General features: G+C 70.5%; 23 protein-coding genes. 13 read left to right on the forward strand and 10 right to left on the reverse strand.

Annotated features, from left to right (window positions below; genetic code table 11):
* The first annotated feature begins 181 nt into the window (after positions 1-181).
* Positions 182-2,290 carry a discoidin domain-containing protein gene (locus ACIRG5_RS41575; protein ID WP_402915774.1) on the forward strand — a complete coding sequence of 703 codons (2,109 nt, stop codon included), beginning with the start codon at positions 182-184 and terminating at the stop codon, positions 2,288-2,290.
* A gap of 1 nt (position 2,291) precedes the next feature.
* Here ACIRG5_RS41575 and ACIRG5_RS41580 read toward each other — a convergent pair whose 3' ends face one another.
* From ACIRG5_RS41580 to ACIRG5_RS41595, 4 genes are read right to left on the reverse strand one after another with little or no spacing between them, the layout of a single operon-like run.
* Positions 2,292-2,603, reverse strand: coding sequence for a YbaY family lipoprotein (locus ACIRG5_RS41580; RefSeq protein WP_402915776.1), 312 nt, complete (start codon positions 2,601-2,603; stop codon positions 2,292-2,294).
* A gap of 4 nt (positions 2,604-2,607) precedes the next feature.
* A complete protein-coding gene (locus ACIRG5_RS41585; protein WP_319979526.1) occupies positions 2,608-2,865 on the reverse strand; it encodes a hypothetical protein in 258 nt (85 codons plus the stop codon).
* A 13-nt stretch (positions 2,866-2,878) separates the two neighbouring features.
* Positions 2,879-3,064 carry a hypothetical protein gene (locus ACIRG5_RS41590; RefSeq protein WP_402915779.1) on the reverse strand — a complete coding sequence of 62 codons (186 nt, stop codon included), beginning with the start codon at positions 3,062-3,064 and terminating at the stop codon, positions 2,879-2,881.
* A gap of 11 nt (positions 3,065-3,075) precedes the next feature.
* A complete protein-coding gene (locus ACIRG5_RS41595) occupies positions 3,076-4,110 on the reverse strand; it encodes a M12 family metallopeptidase (RefSeq protein WP_402915781.1) in 1,035 nt (344 codons plus the stop codon).
* A 168-nt stretch (positions 4,111-4,278) separates the two neighbouring features.
* On the opposite strand from ACIRG5_RS41595, the gene ACIRG5_RS41600 reads away from it, so the two are divergent.
* A complete protein-coding gene (locus ACIRG5_RS41600) occupies positions 4,279-4,866 on the forward strand; it encodes a GrpB family protein (protein ID WP_402915783.1) in 588 nt (195 codons plus the stop codon).
* Here ACIRG5_RS41600 and ACIRG5_RS41605 read toward each other — a convergent pair.
* From ACIRG5_RS41605 to ACIRG5_RS41615, 3 genes are read right to left on the reverse strand one after another with little or no spacing between them, the layout of a single operon-like run.
* Positions 4,820-5,917 (reverse strand): sensor histidine kinase, encoded by a 1,098-nt coding sequence (locus tag ACIRG5_RS41605; protein ID WP_402915785.1) that lies wholly within the window; start codon positions 5,915-5,917, stop codon positions 4,820-4,822. The two genes, ACIRG5_RS41600 and ACIRG5_RS41605, sit on opposite strands and share 47 nt — an antisense overlap.
* Positions 5,910-6,575, reverse strand: a complete 666-nt coding sequence (locus ACIRG5_RS41610; RefSeq protein WP_402915787.1) for a response regulator transcription factor — start codon at positions 6,573-6,575, stop codon at positions 5,910-5,912. Before ACIRG5_RS41610 ends, ACIRG5_RS41605 begins: the two co-directional genes overlap by 8 nt.
* Positions 6,576-6,613: 38 nt before the next feature.
* Positions 6,614-7,180: a VanZ family protein gene (locus tag ACIRG5_RS41615; protein ID WP_402915789.1), complete on the reverse strand. Its 567-nt coding sequence runs from the start codon at positions 7,178-7,180 to the stop codon at positions 6,614-6,616.
* A 131-nt stretch (positions 7,181-7,311) separates the two neighbouring features.
* Here ACIRG5_RS41615 and ACIRG5_RS41620 point away from each other — a divergent pair, with 131 nt between their 5' ends.
* The 4 genes from ACIRG5_RS41620 to ACIRG5_RS41635 all read left to right on the forward strand — a co-directional run bounded on the left by ACIRG5_RS41620 (position 7,312) and on the right by ACIRG5_RS41635 (position 10,733).
* Entirely contained in the window at positions 7,312-8,334 is a 1,023-nt protein-coding gene (locus tag ACIRG5_RS41620; RefSeq protein WP_402915791.1) for a sensor histidine kinase, read from the forward strand.
* Entirely contained in the window at positions 8,327-9,382 is a 1,056-nt protein-coding gene (locus ACIRG5_RS41625; RefSeq protein WP_402915792.1) for a hypothetical protein, read from the forward strand. Before ACIRG5_RS41620 ends, ACIRG5_RS41625 begins: the two co-directional genes overlap by 8 nt.
* Positions 9,367-10,011, forward strand: coding sequence for a response regulator (locus tag ACIRG5_RS41630; protein WP_402915794.1), 645 nt, complete (start codon positions 9,367-9,369; stop codon positions 10,009-10,011). Before ACIRG5_RS41625 ends, ACIRG5_RS41630 begins: the two co-directional genes overlap by 16 nt.
* 92 nt (positions 10,012-10,103) lie before the next feature.
* Positions 10,104-10,733 (forward strand): hypothetical protein, encoded by a 630-nt coding sequence (locus ACIRG5_RS41635; protein WP_402915796.1) that lies wholly within the window; start codon positions 10,104-10,106, stop codon positions 10,731-10,733.
* A 38-nt stretch (positions 10,734-10,771) separates the two neighbouring features.
* On the opposite strand, the gene ACIRG5_RS41640 is transcribed toward ACIRG5_RS41635, so the two are convergent.
* Positions 10,772-11,431, reverse strand: coding sequence for a response regulator (locus ACIRG5_RS41640; protein ID WP_402915798.1), 660 nt, complete (start codon positions 11,429-11,431; stop codon positions 10,772-10,774).
* Positions 11,428-12,561, reverse strand: a complete 1,134-nt coding sequence (locus ACIRG5_RS41645; RefSeq protein WP_402915800.1) for a sensor histidine kinase — start codon at positions 12,559-12,561, stop codon at positions 11,428-11,430. The genes ACIRG5_RS41640 and ACIRG5_RS41645 overlap by 4 nt, the downstream gene beginning before the upstream one ends.
* Before the next feature lie 135 nt (positions 12,562-12,696).
* Here ACIRG5_RS41645 and ACIRG5_RS41650 point away from each other — a divergent pair, with 135 nt between their 5' ends.
* The 7 genes from ACIRG5_RS41650 to ACIRG5_RS41680 all read left to right on the forward strand — a co-directional run bounded on the left by ACIRG5_RS41650 (position 12,697) and on the right by ACIRG5_RS41680 (position 17,895).
* The gene (locus ACIRG5_RS41650; RefSeq protein ID WP_402915802.1) at positions 12,697-14,031 is read left to right on the forward strand and encodes a hypothetical protein; all 1,335 of its coding nucleotides are present in this window, start codon (positions 12,697-12,699) and stop codon (positions 14,029-14,031) included.
* Positions 14,028-14,414, forward strand: coding sequence for a FixH family protein (locus ACIRG5_RS41655; RefSeq protein ID WP_402915804.1), 387 nt, complete (start codon positions 14,028-14,030; stop codon positions 14,412-14,414). Before ACIRG5_RS41650 ends, ACIRG5_RS41655 begins: the two co-directional genes overlap by 4 nt.
* An 11-nt stretch (positions 14,415-14,425) precedes the next feature.
* On the forward strand, positions 14,426-15,526 hold the full coding sequence (locus tag ACIRG5_RS41660; protein ID WP_402915806.1) for a hypothetical protein: 1,101 nt from the start codon (positions 14,426-14,428) through the stop codon (positions 15,524-15,526).
* Positions 15,519-16,037: a hypothetical protein gene (locus ACIRG5_RS41665; RefSeq protein WP_402915808.1), complete on the forward strand. Its 519-nt coding sequence runs from the start codon at positions 15,519-15,521 to the stop codon at positions 16,035-16,037. Before ACIRG5_RS41660 ends, ACIRG5_RS41665 begins: the two co-directional genes overlap by 8 nt.
* A 111-nt stretch (positions 16,038-16,148) precedes the next feature.
* Positions 16,149-17,114: a hypothetical protein gene (locus ACIRG5_RS41670; RefSeq protein ID WP_402915810.1), complete on the forward strand. Its 966-nt coding sequence runs from the start codon at positions 16,149-16,151 to the stop codon at positions 17,112-17,114.
* A 9-nt stretch (positions 17,115-17,123) separates the two neighbouring features.
* Positions 17,124-17,483: a hypothetical protein gene (locus tag ACIRG5_RS41675; protein ID WP_330276456.1), complete on the forward strand. Its 360-nt coding sequence runs from the start codon at positions 17,124-17,126 to the stop codon at positions 17,481-17,483.
* Between the two features lie 91 nt (positions 17,484-17,574).
* Positions 17,575-17,895, forward strand: a complete 321-nt coding sequence (locus ACIRG5_RS41680; RefSeq protein WP_402915812.1) for a hypothetical protein — start codon at positions 17,575-17,577, stop codon at positions 17,893-17,895.
* A 43-nt stretch (positions 17,896-17,938) separates the two neighbouring features.
* Here ACIRG5_RS41680 and ACIRG5_RS41685 read toward each other — a convergent pair whose 3' ends face one another.
* Positions 17,939-18,802, reverse strand: a complete 864-nt coding sequence (locus ACIRG5_RS41685; RefSeq protein WP_402915814.1) for an alpha/beta fold hydrolase — start codon at positions 18,800-18,802, stop codon at positions 17,939-17,941.
* Between the last annotated feature and the right edge of the window lie 37 nt (positions 18,803-18,839).

An 18,839-nucleotide genomic window follows, 5' to 3' on the forward strand; every position in this document is an offset into this window, starting at 1 on the left:
AATGTCCTCCTGCCGACGTGGGGAACCGGCTTGGAGAGCGCTCTCCCAAACAGCGTCCCGCTAGCCCTCGTGAGGTGTCAAGACCGGTTCTTTTGACACTGCCGACGTCTGGTCGTAACGTTCGGCGGCAGGGTTGTGAGAGCGCTCTCCTCCTACATCCCTACCTGTGGCAGGAGGCGCGATGGTCCGCGTCCGCTCCATTTGCACGGTGATCGCCGTGCTCCTCGGCCTGGCAGTCCTACCGGCTCACGCCGCTCCCACCCTGCTCTCCCAGGGCAGACCCGCCCTCGCGTCGTCGGCCGAGAACGGCGGCACACCCGCGTCGGCGGCCGTCGACGGCAACGGCGACACCCGCTGGTCCAGTGAGTGGAGCGCCCCGCAGTGGCTGCGCGTCGACCTGGGCGCCTCGTCGGCGGTGAGCCGGGTCGAGCTCGACTGGGAGTCCGCGTACGCGACGGCGTTCGAGATCCAGGTCTCCGCCGACGGTGACTCGTGGCAGCCGATCCGTTCGGTGACCGGCGCGACCGGCGGCCGGCAGGGCTACGACGTGACCGGCACCGGTCGCTACGTCCGGGTGAACGCCACCCAGCGCGCCAACGGTTACGGCGTCTCGCTGTGGGAGTTCCGGGTCTACGGCACGCAAGGCGGTGTCGTACCGGGAACCGGGGTGCACGTGACCGGGTCGCAGGGCGACTGGCAGCTCACGGTCGACGGCCGGCCGTGGGTCGTGAAGGGCCTGACCTGGGGTCCGCCGGCAGCGGACGCCGCGCGGTACATGCCGGAGCTGAAGTCCATGGGCGTCAACACCTTGCGCACCTGGGGCACGGACGCCTCGACCCGTCCGCTGCTCGACGCCGCTGCCTCGAACGGTCTCCGCGTGATCAACGGCTTCTGGTTGCAGCCGGGCGGCGGTCCCGGTTCCGGCGGCTGCGTGAACTACGTGACCGACGCCCAGTACAAGGCGGACATGCTCGGGCAGATCCGCCAATGGGTCACCACGTACAAGGACCACCCCGGCGTCCTGATGTGGAACGTCGGCAACGAGTCCATCCTCGGCCTGCAGAACTGCTATTCCGGCGCGGAGCTGGAGACCCAGCGCGTCGAGTACGCGAAGTACGTCAACGAGGCGGCGCGGGCGATCCACGCCATCGACACGAACCACCCGGTGACGAACACGGACGCGTGGACCGGTGCGTGGGTGTACCTCAAGGCACACGCACCCGACCTCGACCTCTACGCCGTCAACTCCTACGGCAACGTCTGCAAGGTGCGCCAGGACTGGATCTCGGGCGGCTACACCTTGCCCTACATCCTGACCGAGGCCGGCCCGGCCGGTGAGTGGGAGGTGCCGAACGACGCCAACGGCGTGCCCGCGGAACCGACCGACGTGCAGAAGCGCGACGGCTACACCCAGGCCTGGAACTGCATCGTCGGCCACACCGGCGTGGCCTTCGGCGGCACGCTCTTCCACTACGGCACGGAGTACGACTTCGGCGCTGTCTGGTTCAACCTCACGCCCGCGGGCAAGAAACGGCTCTCGTTCTACTCGGTCCAAAGGGCGTTCGGTGGCGCCACTCCCGCCAACACCCCGCCGGTGATCTCGTCGATGACCGTGCCGCAGACCGTCGCGGCGGGCGCGCCGCTGACGATCGACGTGGCCGCGTCCGATCCGGACGGCGACGCGATCCAGTGGTCGGCCGCGTTCAACAGCAAGTACGTCGACAACAGCGGCGGACTGGCGGGCGCTCCCGTCCAGGTGAACGGAAACCGGCTCACCGCCACCGCCCCGGACCGCCTGGGCGTCTGGAAGGTCTACGTGATGGCGGAGGACGGGCGCGGCAACATCGGCATCGAGACCCGGTCGGTACGGGTCGTGGCGCCGCAACCGTCCGGCGTGAACGTGGCCCAGGGCAAGCCGGTGACCGCGTCCTCGTACCAGCAGGTCGGCGACGGCGCGCCGTTCCCGCCGTCGAACGCGGTGGACGGCAGCGGAACCTCGCGCTGGGCCACCGACTGGGCCGATCCGCAGTGGATCAGGGTCGATCTCGGCGCGGTGACCACGTTCCAGCACGTGCAGCTGGTGTGGGAGGGCGCTTTCGGGCGTGCGTACGAGATCCAGGTGTCCGACGACGGCAACGACTTCCGTTCCGTCCACGGCACGACCACCGGCAACGGTGGAGTGGACTCGATCGACGTGACGGCGACCGGCCGCTACGTCCGGCTGCACGCCACGCAACGTGGAACCGGCTGGGGCTATTCGCTGTACGAGTTCGGGATCTACCGGCGCTGATTCACACCTGCTCCACGCACACGACCACGCCGTCCGACGGCTCGACGGCGCTGGTGCTGAGCAGATCGCCGTGACGAACCCGCCCGTCGCCGCTCACGTCGATGTGAGCGGCGACGTTCAGCATCGGCCCATCAGCCAGGCCGAAGTCGAACGGCAGGCGCTGCTCGGCGGTGTCGTCGCGGCGGAACTCGCTGACGTGCTCGGCTTTCGTGACGGCCGGCGCGTCGGCGAGGGAGACGTCGAGCAGCCGCACCCGCAGCACCGCCCGGCCGAACGCGGGCGTGCCTGCCGGGATCACGACGATGCCGTGCACCTGGTCAGTTCAGCACGGCGAAGCGGGCCTCGACGTCGACGGGACCGCCGGTGAGGTTGCGGATCTCGATGAAGTACTTGATCAGCCCGGCGGCCTGCCGGTCGACCTGGACCTTCCACTCGATCTGCTGGGCGCCGTCGACCATCGGCCACGTCGGCACCACCATCCACACCACCCGCCAGGCCTCCGGCCAGCTGTGGGTGAACCAGCGCCGCGACGACCCGCCGGGCACCTGTCCTCGGAACTGCACACCTAGTCGCATCGGGGTTCCCCCTTCACTCTTGTTCCGGCGCGGGACCGGCGTCCTCGGCCTCAGGCAGGGTCTCGACGTCGGCGGCGTTTTCGTTGTCTTGCAAGGCATCCGGTGCCGCACCACCGTTGCCCGCGGCTTCGGCGGGCTCGGCCACGATCAGGTCGTCGAGCGACGCGGGGGCGGCCCCGCCGTCGAGGTCGGCGCTCATGGCAGCTCCTCTCACAGTGCGTCCGGCGACCAGCCGAGCACGTCGTAGCGGGCCTCGATCTCGACCTGGCCGGCGGTCAGGTTCCTGATGGCGAGGAAGTACTTGAGCAGCCCACCGGACTGCCGGGTGACCTGGGTCGTCCACTCGATCTGCGCCGGGCCGTCGACGGCGGGCGCGGTCGGCACGACCGTCCACAGCACGTACCAGTGGGCGGGCCAGCTGTGCGTGAACCAGGTCCGCGTCGAGCCCGCCGCGACGGAGCCGGTGAACTGCACGCCCCGGAACACCGCGGCCGGTTCGAGGCCGCTGTACATCGCGCGCACCGCCGCGCAGTCGCCGGGACTGAGCCCCTCGCGCTGGCCGATCGTGACGTTCTGGGTCGGCGTGATCGTGTTGCGGCTCGTGTCGATCGCGAACGCCCGCGGCGGATAATGCATGATCGAGTGGTAGTCGTACGGCCCGACGTCGTCCCCGTCGGTGATGTGCTGGTTGAAGTTGTGGGCGTTCTGCTGCTGGACGTTCGTGAAGTCGATCGTCACGAAGTTGTTGCGGTCCTCGCGGCTCTGCTCGTGCCACAGACCGACGCCGTGCCCGATTTCGTGAATGGTCGCGCCGGTCGGGCATGTCGGCGCCAAGGTGATGTTCTGGCGGTTTCCGCGCATGCCCACGGGAGAACTGCATCCGTCGCCAGGCTGGAAACGAATGAAATTCGTGTCTGTCGCGTTCCTTGGGACCAGACGAATGCGCGTGTTGCGTTCCCAGTGCGCGATGGCGTTGTGCACGCGGGCCTGGTCCGGCAGCGTCGGGTCGATCTCGAACGGGACCCGCCCACCCGGCCAGCGGAACTGCTGACCTGGGATGACCACGCCCTCCGGGTGCAGCTCGCCTTCCTGCACGAGGGTGAGCACGATGTCGCCCTCGACCATCGGCTCGCCGTCGACCTCGGTGTACAGAACGGCTTTCGCACCCTGGTTCTGCGTCTGGATCATGCCGGTTCTGAGTTCGGGGCCGACGCGGAACTGGCCGCTGCCACTCGATTCGGTCATCGTGTTCACTCCCGTCCACGCAGAAGACCAACAAGCCTGACCCCGAATGGCCGGATCCCCCAGGGCCGAAAGTCTCCGCGGCATTCGCGGAATTGATGAGAGCGCAAAGTGGCGGTGTAACGGCAAAGCGGTGAAGGGCGACCACCACGTCGGGCCTAAGGTGGCGACATGCCTTCCGCTGTCATCGTCGAATACGACGCCGCCTGGCCCGTTCGTGCACGAGAGCTCCTCACCGAGGTGCGTTCGGCGTTGGCGTCGCTGCCCGGAGCGGACGGCTTCGTCTACGAGCACATCGGCTCGACCGCCGTGCCGGGCCTCGGCGCGAAGCCGATCGTCGACCTGCAGGTGCGCATGCCCGATCTGCCACCACTCGCAGAACTGGCCGAGCTGCTCGTGCCCACGCCGTTCGTTCCGGCCCACGGCGCGCGGCCGAACTCGCCCGGCGTGCACCGGGACGGCAGGAGGCCCGGCGATCAGGCGGACGACGCCGCCTACGAGAAGCGCCTCTTCCACTCGCCGGCGGAGAGCGCAATCCTGCACGTCCGCCGCGCCGACTCGCCGTTCGCGCGGTTCGTCGTGGACTTCCGCGACTGGCTGCGCTGCCACCCCGAGCAGGCCCGGCGCTACGAGCAGATCAAGCGCAGGCTCGCCGACCAGCACGCGGGCGGGCCGGACTACGACGACTACACGCGCGCCAAGACGGCGTTCTTCACCGAGATCGGGCCGCGACTGCGTGACTGGGCAGCCGGATCGTGACGCGCAGGCCGCCTTCCGGCCGCGGCGCGATGTCGAGTGCGCCTTCGTGCGCGCGGACGATGCTGTGCACGATGGCGAGTCCCAGGCCGACGCCCGCGTGATCGTCGTCGCGGACGCGCTTGCCACCGCGCTGGAACGGTTCGGTGAGCGTCGGCACCACGTCGGCCGCGAGCACGGGGCCCGTGTTCTCGACCCGCACGACGCACGCCTGGTGCTGCGGTTCGGTGTGGACGGTGATCGAGCCGCCGGACGGGAGGTTGTGGACGATCGCGTTCTGGACCAAGTTCGTGATCACTCGCAGGAGCAGTTCCGCGGAACCGGTCGTGGTCGCCTTGCCGCCGGTGACGTCGAGCGTGATCCCGCGCCGTTCCGCCAGGGGGAGAAGGGTTTCGGCGGCTTCCTCGGCGATCAGGGAGAGATCGACGGGCTCCCGGCTGAACACGCCCCGGTCGCCGCGGCTGAGCAGCAGCAGGGCCTCGGTGAGGTCGATCGCGCGGCGGCTCGAGGTGTGCAGGCGGTCGAGGAACTCGCCGTCGACCAGCGCCGGGTCCTGGCGGGCGAGGTCGAGCAGCGACTGCGAGATCGCCAGCGGGGTGCGCAGTTCGTGCGAGGCGTTGGCGGCGAACCTGCGCTGCTCGGCGACGTGCGATTCGAGTTTGCCGAGCATGTCGTCGAAGACGTCGGAGAGTTCGCGGAACTCGTCCGTCTTGCCGGGAAGCCGGATCCGGTGCGACAGCGACCCCTTCGCGGCCAGCCGGGCGGCGTCCGCGATCTTGTCGAGCGGCGAGAGCATGCGACCGGCCAGGAGCCATCCGCCGAGCAGGCCGAACGCCACCAGGAACAGCATGGCGACGGCGGCGGCACGGCCGAAGATGCGGGAGAGCAGGTAGCGGTTGGGGCTGGTGAAGAGCAAGCCCTGGTCCTTGTCCGGGACGAAGCGCAGCAGGTACCACCAGGCCACCGCGATCAGGACGGCACCGGCCACGACGACGATGCCCGCGTAGCTGAGCGTGAACTTCAGGCGGGCGCTGAGACCGGGAGGCCTAGCCATCCGCGTCGATGCGGTAGCCGACGCCCGGCACGGTCGCGATCAGCCACGGTTCACCGAGCCGCTTGCGCAGTGCCGAGACCGTGATGCGGACGGCGTTGGTGAACGGGTCGGCGTTCTCGTCCCAGGCCCGCTCCAGCAGCTCCTCGGCGCTGACGACCCCGCCCTGCGCGCCGACCAGCACCTCGAGCACCGCGAACTGCTTGCGGGTCAGCGCGACGTACTGCCCGTCGCGGAACACCTCGCGCCGGAACGGGTCGAGCCGCAGGCCACCGATCTCGCTGACCGGCGGCCGTGCGTACGCGCGCCGGCGAGCGAGCGCCCGCAGCCGCAACACCAGTTCCCGCAGCTCGAACGGCTTGGTGAGGTAGTCATCGGCGCCGAGCCCGAACCCGGAGGCCTTGTCGTCGATCCGGTCGGCCGCGGTGAGCATGAGGATCGGCATGCCGCTGCCGGACGCGACGATCCGCCGCGCGACCTCGTCCCCGGACGGACCGGGGATGTCGCGGTCGAGCACCGCGAGGTCGTAGGAGTTGACGCTCAGCAGTTCCAGAGCCGTGTCGCCGTCCACGGCGATGTCCGCGGCGATCGCCTCCAGCCGCAGCCCGTCCCGGACGGCTTCGGCCAGGTAGGGCTCGTCCTCCACGATCAGCACGCGCATGCCGTCAGCCTAGGCAGCGCGACATATCGCGCGCATATTCAAATCGCGACCAGCTGCCGTTCCGGCGTTGAAGCCCGCTTGGGACGCCACCACCGCCAGGACAGCAGCGACGCCAGCGCCGCGCCGACGGCGTTGAGCAGCACGTCGTCCACAGAGGACACCCGGTCCAGCCGCAGCACGAACTGCAGGATCTCCAGGAACGCGGAACACGCCGCCGCCAACGCCAGCACCCGCCACACCGACCGCAGACCCGCGAACCTCAGCGGCGCGAAGAACCCGAGCGCCGCGAACACCAGCATGTTGCCGACGATCTGACCCATGTCGCGGTGGGAGAGGAGATCGAGGATGTCCGCGAACGGCACCAGGCTCAGCTTGCCCTCGACGCCCGGCTCCTCGCCCGGCAGCATGATGATCCAGACCCACGGCAGCGTCCCGTAGACGAGGCCGACCTCGGCGAACGAGTTCCGCCACGGCCGCGCGGTGCCCTTGAACCGCCGGTACAGCGCCAGGAACAGCATCACGAGCACGGCCACCGGTAACCCCAGCACCGAGCCGAGCACGACCCCGGTCTCCGTACCGACCCACTCCTGCCAGGTGTTGAGCACGCCTCAACTCAAGCCGACCGGGCGTTGCGAGGGCGTACGCGTTTTTCGATATGCGGACGATATGTGGACCACTTGGGCAGCGGGGCTCAGCGCTGGGCCCGGCCGGGCGGTCTGGGAACGCCTCACGCAGAATGCCTGACGTGCTCGAAGCCAGGCTGCTTGCGACGGTGTCCCGTCTCGCGGGTCCCGTCCGCGGCGCCGGCGTCGTCCTGATCAGCCTGTTCGGCGCGATCTCGCTGAACTCCCCGCTGGGCTGGGCCCTCTGCGCGCTGGTGGCGGCGAGCACGGTGGCCGACTTCCGCTTGCCGCGCGTGGCGTTGCCGGTGGCGTTCCTCCGCGTCGTGGTGCTGTCGGTGTTGCTGGGGACTGATGCCGATCAGTGGGTGCTGACGGTGCTGACGACGACGTTGATCACGTGGCAGTGGCAGTGGCCGCTCAAGATCACGGTGCCGGCGACGGCGGCGTTGCTCGCGGTGCAGGTGGTGACGACCGGGCCCGGCGTGCTGGTGCGGGCGGTGCTGGAGTCGGTGCTCGCGCGGCTGGCGTACGAGTTGTTGCGCCGGTCGAGCCGGAGAGTGGATCTGCTGCGGGAGCGGGCCGCTGAGCAGCGACGGGCGGCGGCGGTCGCCCTCGACCAGGGGCGGCGGGAGCGGGAGTACCTGGCGCTGTTGCACGACACGGCTGCCGCGACGTTCCTGATGGCCGCGCACGGAGGTGATCCGGTGGCGGTGGCCGCTCAGGCGCGCCGGGATCTGGTGGTGCTGGCCGAACGGGGGCACGGGCAGGGGACGGTGGACCTCGGGGCCGCGCTGGCGGCGGTGGCGCGGGACAGTTCCGTGCACGTGCGGGTGGAGGCCGAGGTCGTGCCGGTGCCGGCCGGGGTCGCGCTGGCGTTCGTGCGGGCCGCGCGCGAGCTGCTGACCAACGTCGAACGTCACGCGGGTACCACCAGCGCTGATCTGACAGTGGAGCGAGGCGCGGTCGTCGTCATCAGGGACGACGGCAGGGGGTTCGTGCCCGCGGACGTGCCCGGACACCGGCGTGGCCTGCGCGGATCGGTGGTCGATCGGCTCGAAGCGGTGGGCGGGTCCGCGGTGATCGAGTCGGCCGAGGGGCGTGGCACCACCGCACGGCTGAGGTGGCCCGATGCCTGACCACGCGGTTCTCATCATCACGCGGCGAGTGTTGCTCGTCGTGGTCCTGGCCATTCAGCTCGTCCTCACGCTGCCCCAGCTCGTCGGGTTCCCGCACGGCCTGACGGCGTGGGTCGCGTACGTCCTGCTGACCTCGGCACTGGGGATCGTCGCCGGGAACGTCGCGGCGGCCCGCCCGAGGCTTCCCGCGTGGCTGGCCGTCGCGCCTCTCGCCGCGTCCGTGCTGGCGACGACCGCCCTGCCCGCCGGAGCGTCGTTCAGCCCGGCCGACTGGGCGTTCGGGCTCGTCGGCTGGTACCTGCTGCTGGTGCTGGTCGAACGGCCGGTGGTGCTGCTGGCGGCACTGAGCGCGCACATCTGCTTCAGCATCGCGTGGTTCGCGCACGCGGGAACCGGCGACGTCGGCACCGCCGGAGTCGTGATCCTGAGCGGCACGAGTTTCCAGCTCGGCGTCCTGGTGATCACGCGCGTGCTGCACCGGGACGCCCGCCTCGCCGCCGAGGCCGCCGCCGAGCACGACGCGGCCCGCACCCGCGAAGAGCTGGCCCGCCAACGGGAACAGGACCTGAAGGCCGGGTTCGAGGGCCAGCTCGGCGCGGTGCTGCCGCTGCTCGCCGACCTGGCCGACGAGCAGGTGAGCGTGGCCGACCAGACGACCAGGCTGCGGTGCTCGGTGGCAGCCGTGCAGTTGCGAAGGCTGTTCGCGGAGAACGACGACGTGCCCGACCCGTTGCTGCACGAACTGACTGCGTGTGTGGACGTCGCCGAACGGCGCGGTGTCGTCGTCTCGCTCGCTGTGAGCGGCACGGCCACGCCGGTCCCGACGGAGGTTCGTCGTGAACTGGTCGCCCCGATGGCCCAGGCACTCGCCGTCGCGAACGGACGTGCGAAGGTGAGTCTGCTGCGCACCGCCACCGAGGTGCGCGTGGCCGTCGTGGCGGACGCGCCGGAGACCCTGCCGGAGGCGGGCACGGCAGCCGCGGTCACCGTCGAGACGAGTGTCCACAGCGGACTGGTGAGGAGCGAGGCGAGATGGCGGACGGCGTGACGGCGGTCGTGGTCGACGACCATCCCGTGGTGCGCGCGGGAGTCGCGCACTGGCTGTCCACGGCGGACGTCGAGCTCGTCGCGAGCGGCGAGGACCCGGGGGTGGCCTGGACCGGACCCGGTGCCGCGGCGGACGTCGTCGTGCTCGACCTGCACCTCACCGGAGGAGCGCCCGCCACGTCCGAACTGCGCAAGCTCGTCGAGGACGGCCGCAAGGTGATCGTCTACTCGATGCGCGACGACGACGAGATCGCCCTGCAGTGCCTGGAGATCGGCGCGCTCAGCTACCTGACCAAGGCCGAAGGCGCCGACCACCTCGTGCAGGCGGTGAAGGCGGCAGCCGTCGGCCAGTCGTACACGCCACCGGCACTCGCGGGCGCGCTGGCGGGCGACAGGTCGGACACCAGGCCGGCCCTCTCGCCACGCGAGACCGAGGTCCTGGTCGAGTGGTTCCAGTCCGAGTCGAAGGAGTTCGTGGCGCAACGCCTGAACATCACGCTCAGCACGGTGAACTCCCACCTGGAGCGGATCAGGGTCAAGTACGCCGCCATCGGCAGGCAGGCCCCCACTAAGGCGGCGCTGGTGGCCAGGGCGATCCAGGACGGACTGATCGGCCTCGACGACCTCTGAGCAGCCGTGTGGTGTGAACGACCGATACCGCCACTCCGGCATCCGGCCTAACGTCCTGGGCACCCAGGTTCCGCAGTCCGAGGAGTCCCGCAGTGACGCACGCCCGTGGCCCCCTGTTCATCGCCGCCGCCGCGACGGCGGGCCTGCTCCTGTCGGCCTGCGGTTCCGAGACCACCGGTTCGGCGACGCCCGCCACCGACACGACCACGAGCACCGCCACGAGCACCAAGGAGACCAGCGCCTCGAAGGAGGTGCCCGCCGTCCCCGCCGGTGGCGACGTCACCGCTCCCGGCTCGAAGCTCAAGGTCGGCACCCGCGCGGTCATCCCCTTCGTCACCGGCGACAAGACCGGCACCATCGCGGTCACCGTCACGGCCATCGAGGCGGGCGCGAAGGAGGACCTGGCGAAGTTCGGTGACAAGGCCAAGAACATCACGCCGTTCTACCTGCGGGCCAAGGTCGAGAACCTCAGCGGTACCGACCTGAGCTTCACCTCGATCGGCCTGCGCGGCCTCGGTGAGGACGGCAAGGGCACCGGCGTGATCATCAGCGGCGACACCCCGAAGTGCGACTCCACCAGCGCGCCGAAGACGTTCAAGGCGGCCGGCGAGACGTACGAGACGTGCGTGCTGAGCGCGGCTCAGGACGGCTTGAAGGTCGCGGGGGCCGAGTACAACCGCGGCGACGACTACGTCAAGTCGCCGATCGTCTGGCAGAGCTGACCGGCTGGGCCGCGGGGTGGACGAGGGGTCCCCGCGGCTCAGCGGCGGTTCTGCACCAGCCCGTTGATGTGCGCGTACGCCACGGCGTGCACCCGATCCCGCAGCCCCAGCTTCGACAGCACCCGCGAGACGTGCGTCTTCACCGTCTCGTCCCCGACGTGCAGCCGCGCGGCGATCTCGGCGTTGCTGCAGGCCGCCGCGACCAGGAGCAGCACCTCGCGTTCGCGTGCGGTGAGCAGTGCGAGCTCCGGCGGCGTCGGGGGAGGCGCGAGGCTGACGGCGAACCGCGCGATCAGCCGTTGCGTCACGGACGGGTCGATCAACGCATCACCGCGTGCCGCCACCCTGACCGCCGAGATCAGCTCCTCCGGCGGCAGCGACTTCAGCAGGAACCCGCTGGCCCCTGCCTTCAGGGCGCGATAGACGTACTCGTCGGTGTCGTAGGTCGTGAGCAGCAGGACCTTCGTGCGGTTCGCGGGGTCGGCGAGGATCATCTCCGTCGCGCCGAGGCCGTCCAGCTTGGGCATGCGGATGTCGAGCACCGCCACGTCCGGCCGCAGCCGCGCGACCTCGGCGACCGCCGCCCGCCCGTCCGCGACCTCCGCCACGCACCGGAGGTCGTCCTGCGTGTCGAAGATCGCGCGCATGCCGGAGCGCAGCATCGCGTGATCGTCGGCGAGCAGCACCGACAGGGTCATGACGCCTCCAGGGGGAACGTGACGACGGTGCGCCAGGTGCGGCCGTCCGGTTCGAACCCGGACCGGGTGGTGCCGGCGAACATGCCCGCGCGGTTGCGGATGCCGACCAGGCCCCTGCGCACCGATCCCGAGTCGTCGCCGGGACCCGCGACGTTGCACGCGGCGACGGTCAGCGAGTCCGGCGCGTACTCCAGGGTCACCGTCACGCCGGACGCGTCACCGTGCCGCAGGGCGTTGGTCAGCATCTCCTGGATGATCCGGTAGACCGTGATGTCCAACGACTCCGGCACGTCCCGCCGCTGCCCGCGCACCTCCAGCCGAGCCGGTCTGCCCGCCGCGCGCACGCCGTCGAGGAGTTCGTCGAGGTTGTCGAGGCCCGGTTGCCGCGCGCCCTCGGACTTGTCGCCGTGCAGCAGGTCGAGCAGGTGCCGCAGGTCGACCATGGCCGCGCGACTGGACGTCTCGACCGCGCGCAGCGAGTTCGTGAGCTTGGGATTGCCGTCAGGCAGGCCGAGCCGGGCGGCGCCGGCGTGCAGTCCGATCGCGCTCACGTGGTGGATGATCACGTCGTGCAGGTCGCGGGCTATCGCACCGCGTTCCTCGGTGATCGCCTTGGTGACAGCGGCTTTCGCGTCCTTCTCCGCCATCGCCGACCGCTTCTCCAACTCGGCGAGGTAGGCGCGGCGGGCCGTCGTGTAGCGGCCGACGAGCCACGGCAGCAACGCGCCCTTGCACGCCACGAGCACCGCCTGCAACGGGCCGTAGCCGTTGATGATCATGCAGGTCATCAGGCTGGCCGAGAGCAGCCCGAGCGAGGTGTAGGCCGGTGTGCCGCGCAGCCACGCCCCTGCCCGGTACCCGGCGATCAGCAGGCCGGCGTCGTTGGCGTCGATCCCGTTGCGCATCGAGACGAGGACGATCACCGGGACGGCCGCCTGCGCCGCCGCCACCCACAGCGACAGCCGGGCGGGACCGGCGAGCATGGCGTCCACGGCCAGCGTCAGGACCAGCACGATCACGGTCTGGTGCAACGGTTCGCCGTCGAGCAACACGAACCCGCCGTCCACGACCATGCAGACGGCCGCGACCAGCCACGACTGGTGCTTGAGGGGCAGCTTGATCAGATCCATCGAGCGCAATCCTGCCCGATGACGTCCCTGAGAACCTCCCGCTTCGCAGGGGTCGGAGATCCCCCGCGCGGGGGACCCGGTTTCCGTCTCGGCAGTGACGCGGTGAGGTGGGCATGATCGATACGTTCGGTCGCGATGAAACGACGTGGTGTGACCTTGCTGCTCGTGCTGGGGGCGATCCTGGGGATCGCGGCCCCCGCACTGGCCGACGGCGTCCAGTCCGGCGCGGACGTCCACGTCGCGCAGAGCCTGGGCGACCGCGACCTGACGGTGATCATCCGGCGGGTCGCGGAGGTGCCGGGACCGGTGCACGTCGACGTCGTGACGCACGCGGGCACACCGGCCGGTGACGTCGCACTGACCTTGCGCGCGGCGGGCGCACCGAGCAGCACTGCCAAGGTGGAACTCGGTGCCACACCGGGGTTCTACTCCGGTGTCCTGCGCGTGGACCGGCCCGGACCGTGGGAGCTGGCGGTCGACGAGGCGACCATTCCGTTCGTCGTGCCCGCGCTCGTGCCGTCGCCGTGGGAGAACGCGACCTACGGCGGGTTCATCGCGGCCGGACTGCTGTTGCTGGCGGCGCTGCTGTTCGCCGTGTCCGGCAGGCCCGGGCTCGCGCTCGTGCCCACAGCGGGCGTGGTCGCGGCGGTGGCGGTCGGCGTGACGGCGGCGTTGCTGGCACCGAGCATCCCGCCGGTCGCGGCGCCCGGCACGCAGTTGGATCCGACCTATGACAACGTGACGAACCCCTACGAGCGAACGTCCACAGTGGACTTCTCGCGGCCGCCGGTGAACCTCGTCCCGAGCATGAACGGCAACGACCTCGTGCTCAGCCTGACGGACGGCTCGTCCGGACGGCCCGTGGACGACCTGCTGGTGCACGACAGCGCGTTCGTCCACCTCGTCGTGGTCTCGCCGTCCGGTCACCTCCGTCACCTGCACCCGGTCCGCACGGCGCCCGGCGAGTACCGCGCCCGGCTGCGCGGTCCCGAACAGGGCACGCACGCCATCGCCGCCGAGATCGCGCGGCGGGGCGGGGGAGTGCAGCTGCTGCGGTCCAGTGTGGACGTCGCCGGATCCGCCGCCGCCCAGGCGAACGACGGGACGACCGAGACGGCGATGGAGATCCGGGAGGCGGGCAGGCCGAGCACGATCACCGCGAAGTTCGGCGAGCGCGACCTGCAGCCGTGGCTGGGCATGCTCGGCCACATGATCGTCGTCGGCCCGGTCACCGACACCGCCGTCGACGCGCCGATCTGGGCGCACGTGCACTCGATGATCCCGCCGGCGCCGGGCATGCCGGACAAGCCCGACGAGAGCGTCGCCGCCTACGGGCCGGACGTGCCGTTCACCTACTCGTTCCCGCTGCCGGGCAGGTACCTCGTGTGGATCCAGGTCGAACGGGACTACTCGGTCGTCACCGTGCCCGAGATCGTCGACGTTCCCGCCGGGAAGGTGGTTTCGAAGTGAGGCGTTCAGCGGTAGCCGTCCTGGCCGGGGTGATCGCGATCGTGGCCGCGCTGGTCGTGCTGTGGCCACGCGGTGTCGAGGCCCAGCCGCACCTCGCCGAAAGCGGCGGGCTCCGGTTCGAGCTCACGCCCACCAGCACCAGAACCGGCAGCAACGCGTTCGACCTGCGGATCACCGACCGTTCCGGCAACGCAGCCGACGGTGATGTGACGGTCGAACCGGCCATGCCGCAGATGGGCCACGCGCTCGCCCCGATCACCGCGGCGCCGCAGGCTCCCGGCCAGTACCGGGTCGCGGGCGTCGACCTGCTCATGGCCGGCCAATGGGAGATCACCGTGTCACTGCGCAGCGAGCGGGTCGTGATCCCGCTGCTGCTCACCTAGAAGGGGGAGAAATGACCGCGAACATCGCGGCGACGACAGCGTCGCCGGCGAGGACGGTCCCGAGGGGGCTGGTCCCGGCGAGCGTCGTGCTCGGCGGCACCCTGCTCTCGCTGATCGGACTGACCTGGGACATCCAGTGGCACTCCGACGTCGGGCCGGACACGTTCTTCACCATGCCGCACCTGTTCCTGTACGCGGGCAGTGCGATCTCGGGCCTGGCGAGCCTCGCCGTGGTGCTGCTGACGACCGCGAACGCCAAGCGCGACAAGACGGTCGACCCGATGGTCGGCGGCCGCGCGGTCGGTGTCTTCGGCCGCACGTTCGAGGCCCCCGTCGGTTACCTGGTCTCCGGCATCGGCGCGGCGCTGTTCCTGGTCTACGGACTGTGGGACCAGTGGTGGCACGGCCTGTACGGCTTCGACGCCGTCATCGACTCACCGCCGCACATCGGGCTGCTGCTGTCGATCTCGATCACGATGGTCGGCGCGGTCATGATCTTCGCGGTCGCCAGGGACGAGCGCTGGGGCACCTACGGCGTCGCCGGTGCCGCGGCCACGTTGCTCGCGTTCAGCATGGTGACCGTGCTCGGCCTGCGCGCGTTGCCCGGCGGACCCGTCAACACGGTCAACGCGGGCAGTGCGTTCTTCTCGGTGATGATCCTGTTCATGGGCGCGTACGTCCTGAAGCAGCGCGGCGGCGCGCTCGCCGTCGGAGTGGTCGTCGCCGCACTTCAGGCCGTGTTCTGGTGGTTCTCGCCGTGGGCCACCGAGGTCTACGCGGACGCCACCGGCCTGCCGTTGCGCGACTACGTCGACGGCATCCCCGCCCTGCCCAACATGATCCCGATGAGCCTGATCCTCGTCGCGGTCGCCGTGGAACTGCTGCGCGGCCTGCCGGCCTGGGTTCCCGGCGCGGTCGGTGGCCTGATCATCACGGGTCTCGCGCCCGTGCAGCGCATTTTGGTGTACGGCAGCAACTTCCCCGCGATCGAACGCTACGTGGCCACCGTCGTGGCGGGCGTGCTGCTCGGTGCCCTCGCCGGGATGCTCGGCCGGCGGTTCGGTCACATGCTCCGTCACCTCGCACCAGCAAAGGAAGAGCGCCATGCGTAAGACGTTGCTGGGCCTCGCGGGCACGGTAGCCCTGCTGTTCGGACTGGCCGGCCCGGCGCTGGCGTTCGAGCCGGTGAACGTCGTGCACACCGAGAAGGTGCAGGCAGGACCGTACGACCTGACCATCGGCTTCAGCACGTGGCCGGTGAAGGCCATGCAGTCGCTGGACTTCACGTTCGCCCCCGAGGACGGGATCGAGGGCAAGAAGGGCACGCTGACCGTGCTCCACGAGGGCGTGGTGGGCGACGACGACCCGCTTGCCCGCCATCCCCGCAAGCGCGAGGTGTGGGGCCTGGACATCTACTCCCTGCCCGAGCCCGGGACGTGGACGCTGCGGTTCGACGTCGACGGACCGGCCGGTGCGGGGACCGGTGAGCTGAAGAACCTCCAGGTGATGGAGCAGCCTGGTCCGCCGATGGGCCTGTCCTGGGCCGTCAGCACCATCCCGTTGTTCGGCCTGATCGCGTTGATCGTGATCGCGTGGCGGAGGACGAAGACCGCTGTCGAGTAGGGCCGCTGCGTCAGGTGGCGGGCCCGGTTCCTGCCACCTGACCGGGTGAAGTTCGGTTCGAAAGGCTTGGGCGGCTGGCTTTTCGGTCGCGAGGTCCGGTACCCCTGCGCCGTGCGTTTGCCTCACGCGGTTTGGATTGGCGGGCTGTTGCTGCCCGCGTTGCTCGCCGCCACCGGCGTGGTCGTCTACGGCGGTGGTATCGAGCGGTCGCTGGACGCCGATGTGCGTTCGGCGCTCGGAAAAGCCGGCTACCACGGCGTTGTCGCCGTGGAGGGCCGGACCGTCGTGGTCAGCGAGGTCGCGCCGCGCTCGGTCGACGCGGTGCGCGCCGTGGTCTCCGACGTCTCGGGTGTCGGCACGGCCGACGTGCGGCAGGCCGAACCGGCGCAGCTGTTCGTCGCGGTGCGCGGCGCCGAGATCCTGGTCTCCGGCGCGGTCGCCGACGACGAGGAACGCGGTGCGCTCATCGGGGCCGTGCAGGTCGCTGACCACCGCGTCACGGCCGCGCTCCGGCTCGGCGGCCTTCTGCCGATTCCCCCGGCCGTCGTCGGGCGGGTGGTCTCCGCCGCGTTGTCCGCCAAGGTCTCCGACGTGACCGCGACCGTCCACAACGGTCAGATCGCGATCGCCGCCCGCGTCCCCGACGAGGCCCGCGCGACCGCGGTCCGCGAGGCGATCACCCAGGCGGCGAACGGCCTGCAGGTCACCGACCGCATCGAGGTCGGCCCGTCCGCGGTGGTCGGCGACCTGAACGTCGAGGCGCTGCACGACTCGATCTCCCGCCTGGTCAACGGCAACGGCGCGATCCGGTTCGTGCAGGGCACCACCGCCTACGAAGGCCACGGCACGGTGCTCATCCAACGAGTCGGCCGCATGCTTCTGGTCGCGCCGCGTGCCTCGATCACGCTGGTGGCACACGGCACCGACCAGGCGGTGGCCACGACGCGCGGCCAGATGGTGCGCGACGTCCTCGTGGGCCAGGGAGTGTCGGCCGCGCTGATCGCCATCGAGACCCGTCCCGCCCCCGGCGGCGAGTACGACCCGGCCACACGCCAGGTCGACGTCGTAGTCCGTTAGGAGTTCGTTGTGCTCTGGTTGTTCTCGCAGATGTTCCTGCTGTGCCTGGTGTCGTTCGCGGTCGGCTCGCTGGTGACGTGGCTGTCCGTGCGCGGCCGCCTGCAGCCCGAACGCCCGAAGACCCGCCTCGCCCTGCCCGCGCCCCGGCCGGCGGCGGAGCAGGTGGTGATCGCCGAACAGCCGGTGGCGCCGAAGCCGGCGAAGCAGGAGTCGTTGCCGGTCAAGGGCAACTCGAAGACGATGGTCTACCACACGCCCGACTCGCCGTACTACCGGCGGACCAAGGGCGACATGACGTTCGTCTCCGAGGCCGAGGCCCTGTCGGCGGGCTACCGGATGTGGACCACCAAGGCCCGCGTCAAGGCGTGAGGTTCAGTCCAGCGGCCGGTGGTGCGGCGCGACCTCGGCGAGCATCGGCGCGTCGCTGGAGACCAGGTCGGCGGCCGCGCCGAGTGCGATCGTGCCGGCGCAACAGGTGCGGGACGGGCATGTTCGTGTCCAGCTGGCCGGCGATCGGCGTGACGACGTGCTGTACGACGGCGGGGACGCGTTGGTGCGCAGGGCGGGCGAGAGGCCGTTGAGCGTCGATCTGCTGAGCCGCCAGTCGGTCGAGGTCGACGGGCGCACGCTGCGGCTCGCGGTCGGGCGCCCGGCGGACCGGGGTCAGGTGACGATCACCGTGCACGCCCCCGGTGTCCGCACCGTCGAGCTGAACAACCAGCCCGTCAGCTCGGTCACCCGGCACGGCGATCTGCTGAAGGTGACGTTCACGGTCGGATGAGCGGTGCGACGGGCCGGGGCTGTCCGCCCCGGCCCGTCGTGCTTCAGCGCTTCAGCAGGTCGCGGATGGCCGCGACGACCACGTCCGGCGCCTCCTCGGCCATGAAGTGTCCACAGGAGACGGTGCGGTGGTCGAGGTCGGGCGCCCAGGCCTGCCACAACGCCCTGGCGTCGAACCCGAGCGCGGCGCCCCAGTCCTGCTGCAGCACGGTGACCGGCATCTTCAGCTGGGCTCCCGCAGCCTTGTCGGCGGTGTCGTGCTCGACGTCGATCGTCGCCGACGCCCGGTAGTCCGCGACGATCGACGTGACGGCCTCGCGGCTCGCCCGCAGGTACTCGGCGCGGACGTCCTCGGGGAACGGCGTCTGGCTCCAGATGTCGAGGAAGTGGCCGAAGAACGCGTCCGGGGTCGCGCTGATCATCTCTTCGGCGAGACCGGGAGGCTGGGCCATCAGGAACAGGTGGAACCCGACGGCGGCGGACGTGCCGTGCATGACGTCCCACATGTCCAGCGTCGGCAGCACGTCGAGTGACGCGAGGTGCGTGACGTGCTGCGGGTGGTCGAGCCCGGTGCGGAACGCCACCAGTGCGCCGCGGTCGTGCCCTACCAGGGCGAACGTGTCGTGCCCGAGCGCGCGGGCCACCTCCACGACGTCGGCGGCCATGGTGCGCTTGGCGTAGGTGAGGCCGGTGTCGGCGGGCTTGTCGCTGTCGCCGTACCCGCGTAGGTCGGGCATGATCACGGTGTGGTCGGCGGCCAGGTCGGCGGCGACGTGCCGCCACATGAGGTGGGTCTGCGGGAAGCCGTGCAGCAGCACGACCGGGCTGCCCTGGCCGGTGGTGGCGACGTTGAGCTCGACGCCGTCGGAGACCTGAACGCGCTGGTGGTCGAATGCGGTGTGGTTCACGCACCCACTGTGCTGGTGGCCGATCAGCAACGAATCA

The organism is Lentzea sp. NPDC102401 (assembly GCF_044765805.1).
Lineage (GTDB): Bacteria > Actinomycetota > Actinomycetes > Mycobacteriales > Pseudonocardiaceae > Lentzea > Lentzea sokolovensis.

Bases quoted from the DNA above. Each gene is read 5' to 3' on its own strand.
- ACIRG5_RS41650 (WP_402915802.1), top strand. From the start codon at position 12,697: ATGAAACGACGTGGTGTGACCTTGCTGCTCGTGCTGGGGGCGATCCTG.
- ACIRG5_RS41595 (WP_402915781.1), bottom strand. From the start codon at position 4,110: ATGACCGAATCGAGTGGCAGCGGCCAGTTCCGCGTCGGCCCCGAACTC.
- ACIRG5_RS41660 (WP_402915806.1), top strand. From the start codon at position 14,426: ATGACCGCGAACATCGCGGCGACGACAGCGTCGCCGGCGAGGACGGTC.
- ACIRG5_RS41645 (WP_402915800.1), bottom strand. From the start codon at position 12,561: ATGGATCTGATCAAGCTGCCCCTCAAGCACCAGTCGTGGCTGGTCGCG.
- ACIRG5_RS41605 (WP_402915785.1), bottom strand. From the start codon at position 5,917: ATGGCTAGGCCTCCCGGTCTCAGCGCCCGCCTGAAGTTCACGCTCAGC.
- ACIRG5_RS41600 (WP_402915783.1), top strand. From the start codon at position 4,279: ATGCCTTCCGCTGTCATCGTCGAATACGACGCCGCCTGGCCCGTTCGT.
- ACIRG5_RS41585 (WP_319979526.1), bottom strand. From the start codon at position 2,865: ATGCGACTAGGTGTGCAGTTCCGAGGACAGGTGCCCGGCGGGTCGTCG.
- ACIRG5_RS41625 (WP_402915792.1), top strand. From the start codon at position 8,327: ATGCCTGACCACGCGGTTCTCATCATCACGCGGCGAGTGTTGCTCGTC.
- ACIRG5_RS41610 (WP_402915787.1), bottom strand. From the start codon at position 6,575: ATGCGCGTGCTGATCGTGGAGGACGAGCCCTACCTGGCCGAAGCCGTC.
- ACIRG5_RS41620 (WP_402915791.1), top strand. From the start codon at position 7,312: ATGCCTGACGTGCTCGAAGCCAGGCTGCTTGCGACGGTGTCCCGTCTC.
- ACIRG5_RS41640 (WP_402915798.1), bottom strand. From the start codon at position 11,431: ATGACCCTGTCGGTGCTGCTCGCCGACGATCACGCGATGCTGCGCTCC.
- ACIRG5_RS41665 (WP_402915808.1), top strand. From the start codon at position 15,519: ATGCGTAAGACGTTGCTGGGCCTCGCGGGCACGGTAGCCCTGCTGTTC.
- ACIRG5_RS41590 (WP_402915779.1), bottom strand. From the start codon at position 3,064: ATGAGCGCCGACCTCGACGGCGGGGCCGCCCCCGCGTCGCTCGACGAC.
- ACIRG5_RS41575 (WP_402915774.1), top strand. From the start codon at position 182: ATGGTCCGCGTCCGCTCCATTTGCACGGTGATCGCCGTGCTCCTCGGC.
- ACIRG5_RS41630 (WP_402915794.1), top strand. From the start codon at position 9,367: ATGGCGGACGGCGTGACGGCGGTCGTGGTCGACGACCATCCCGTGGTG.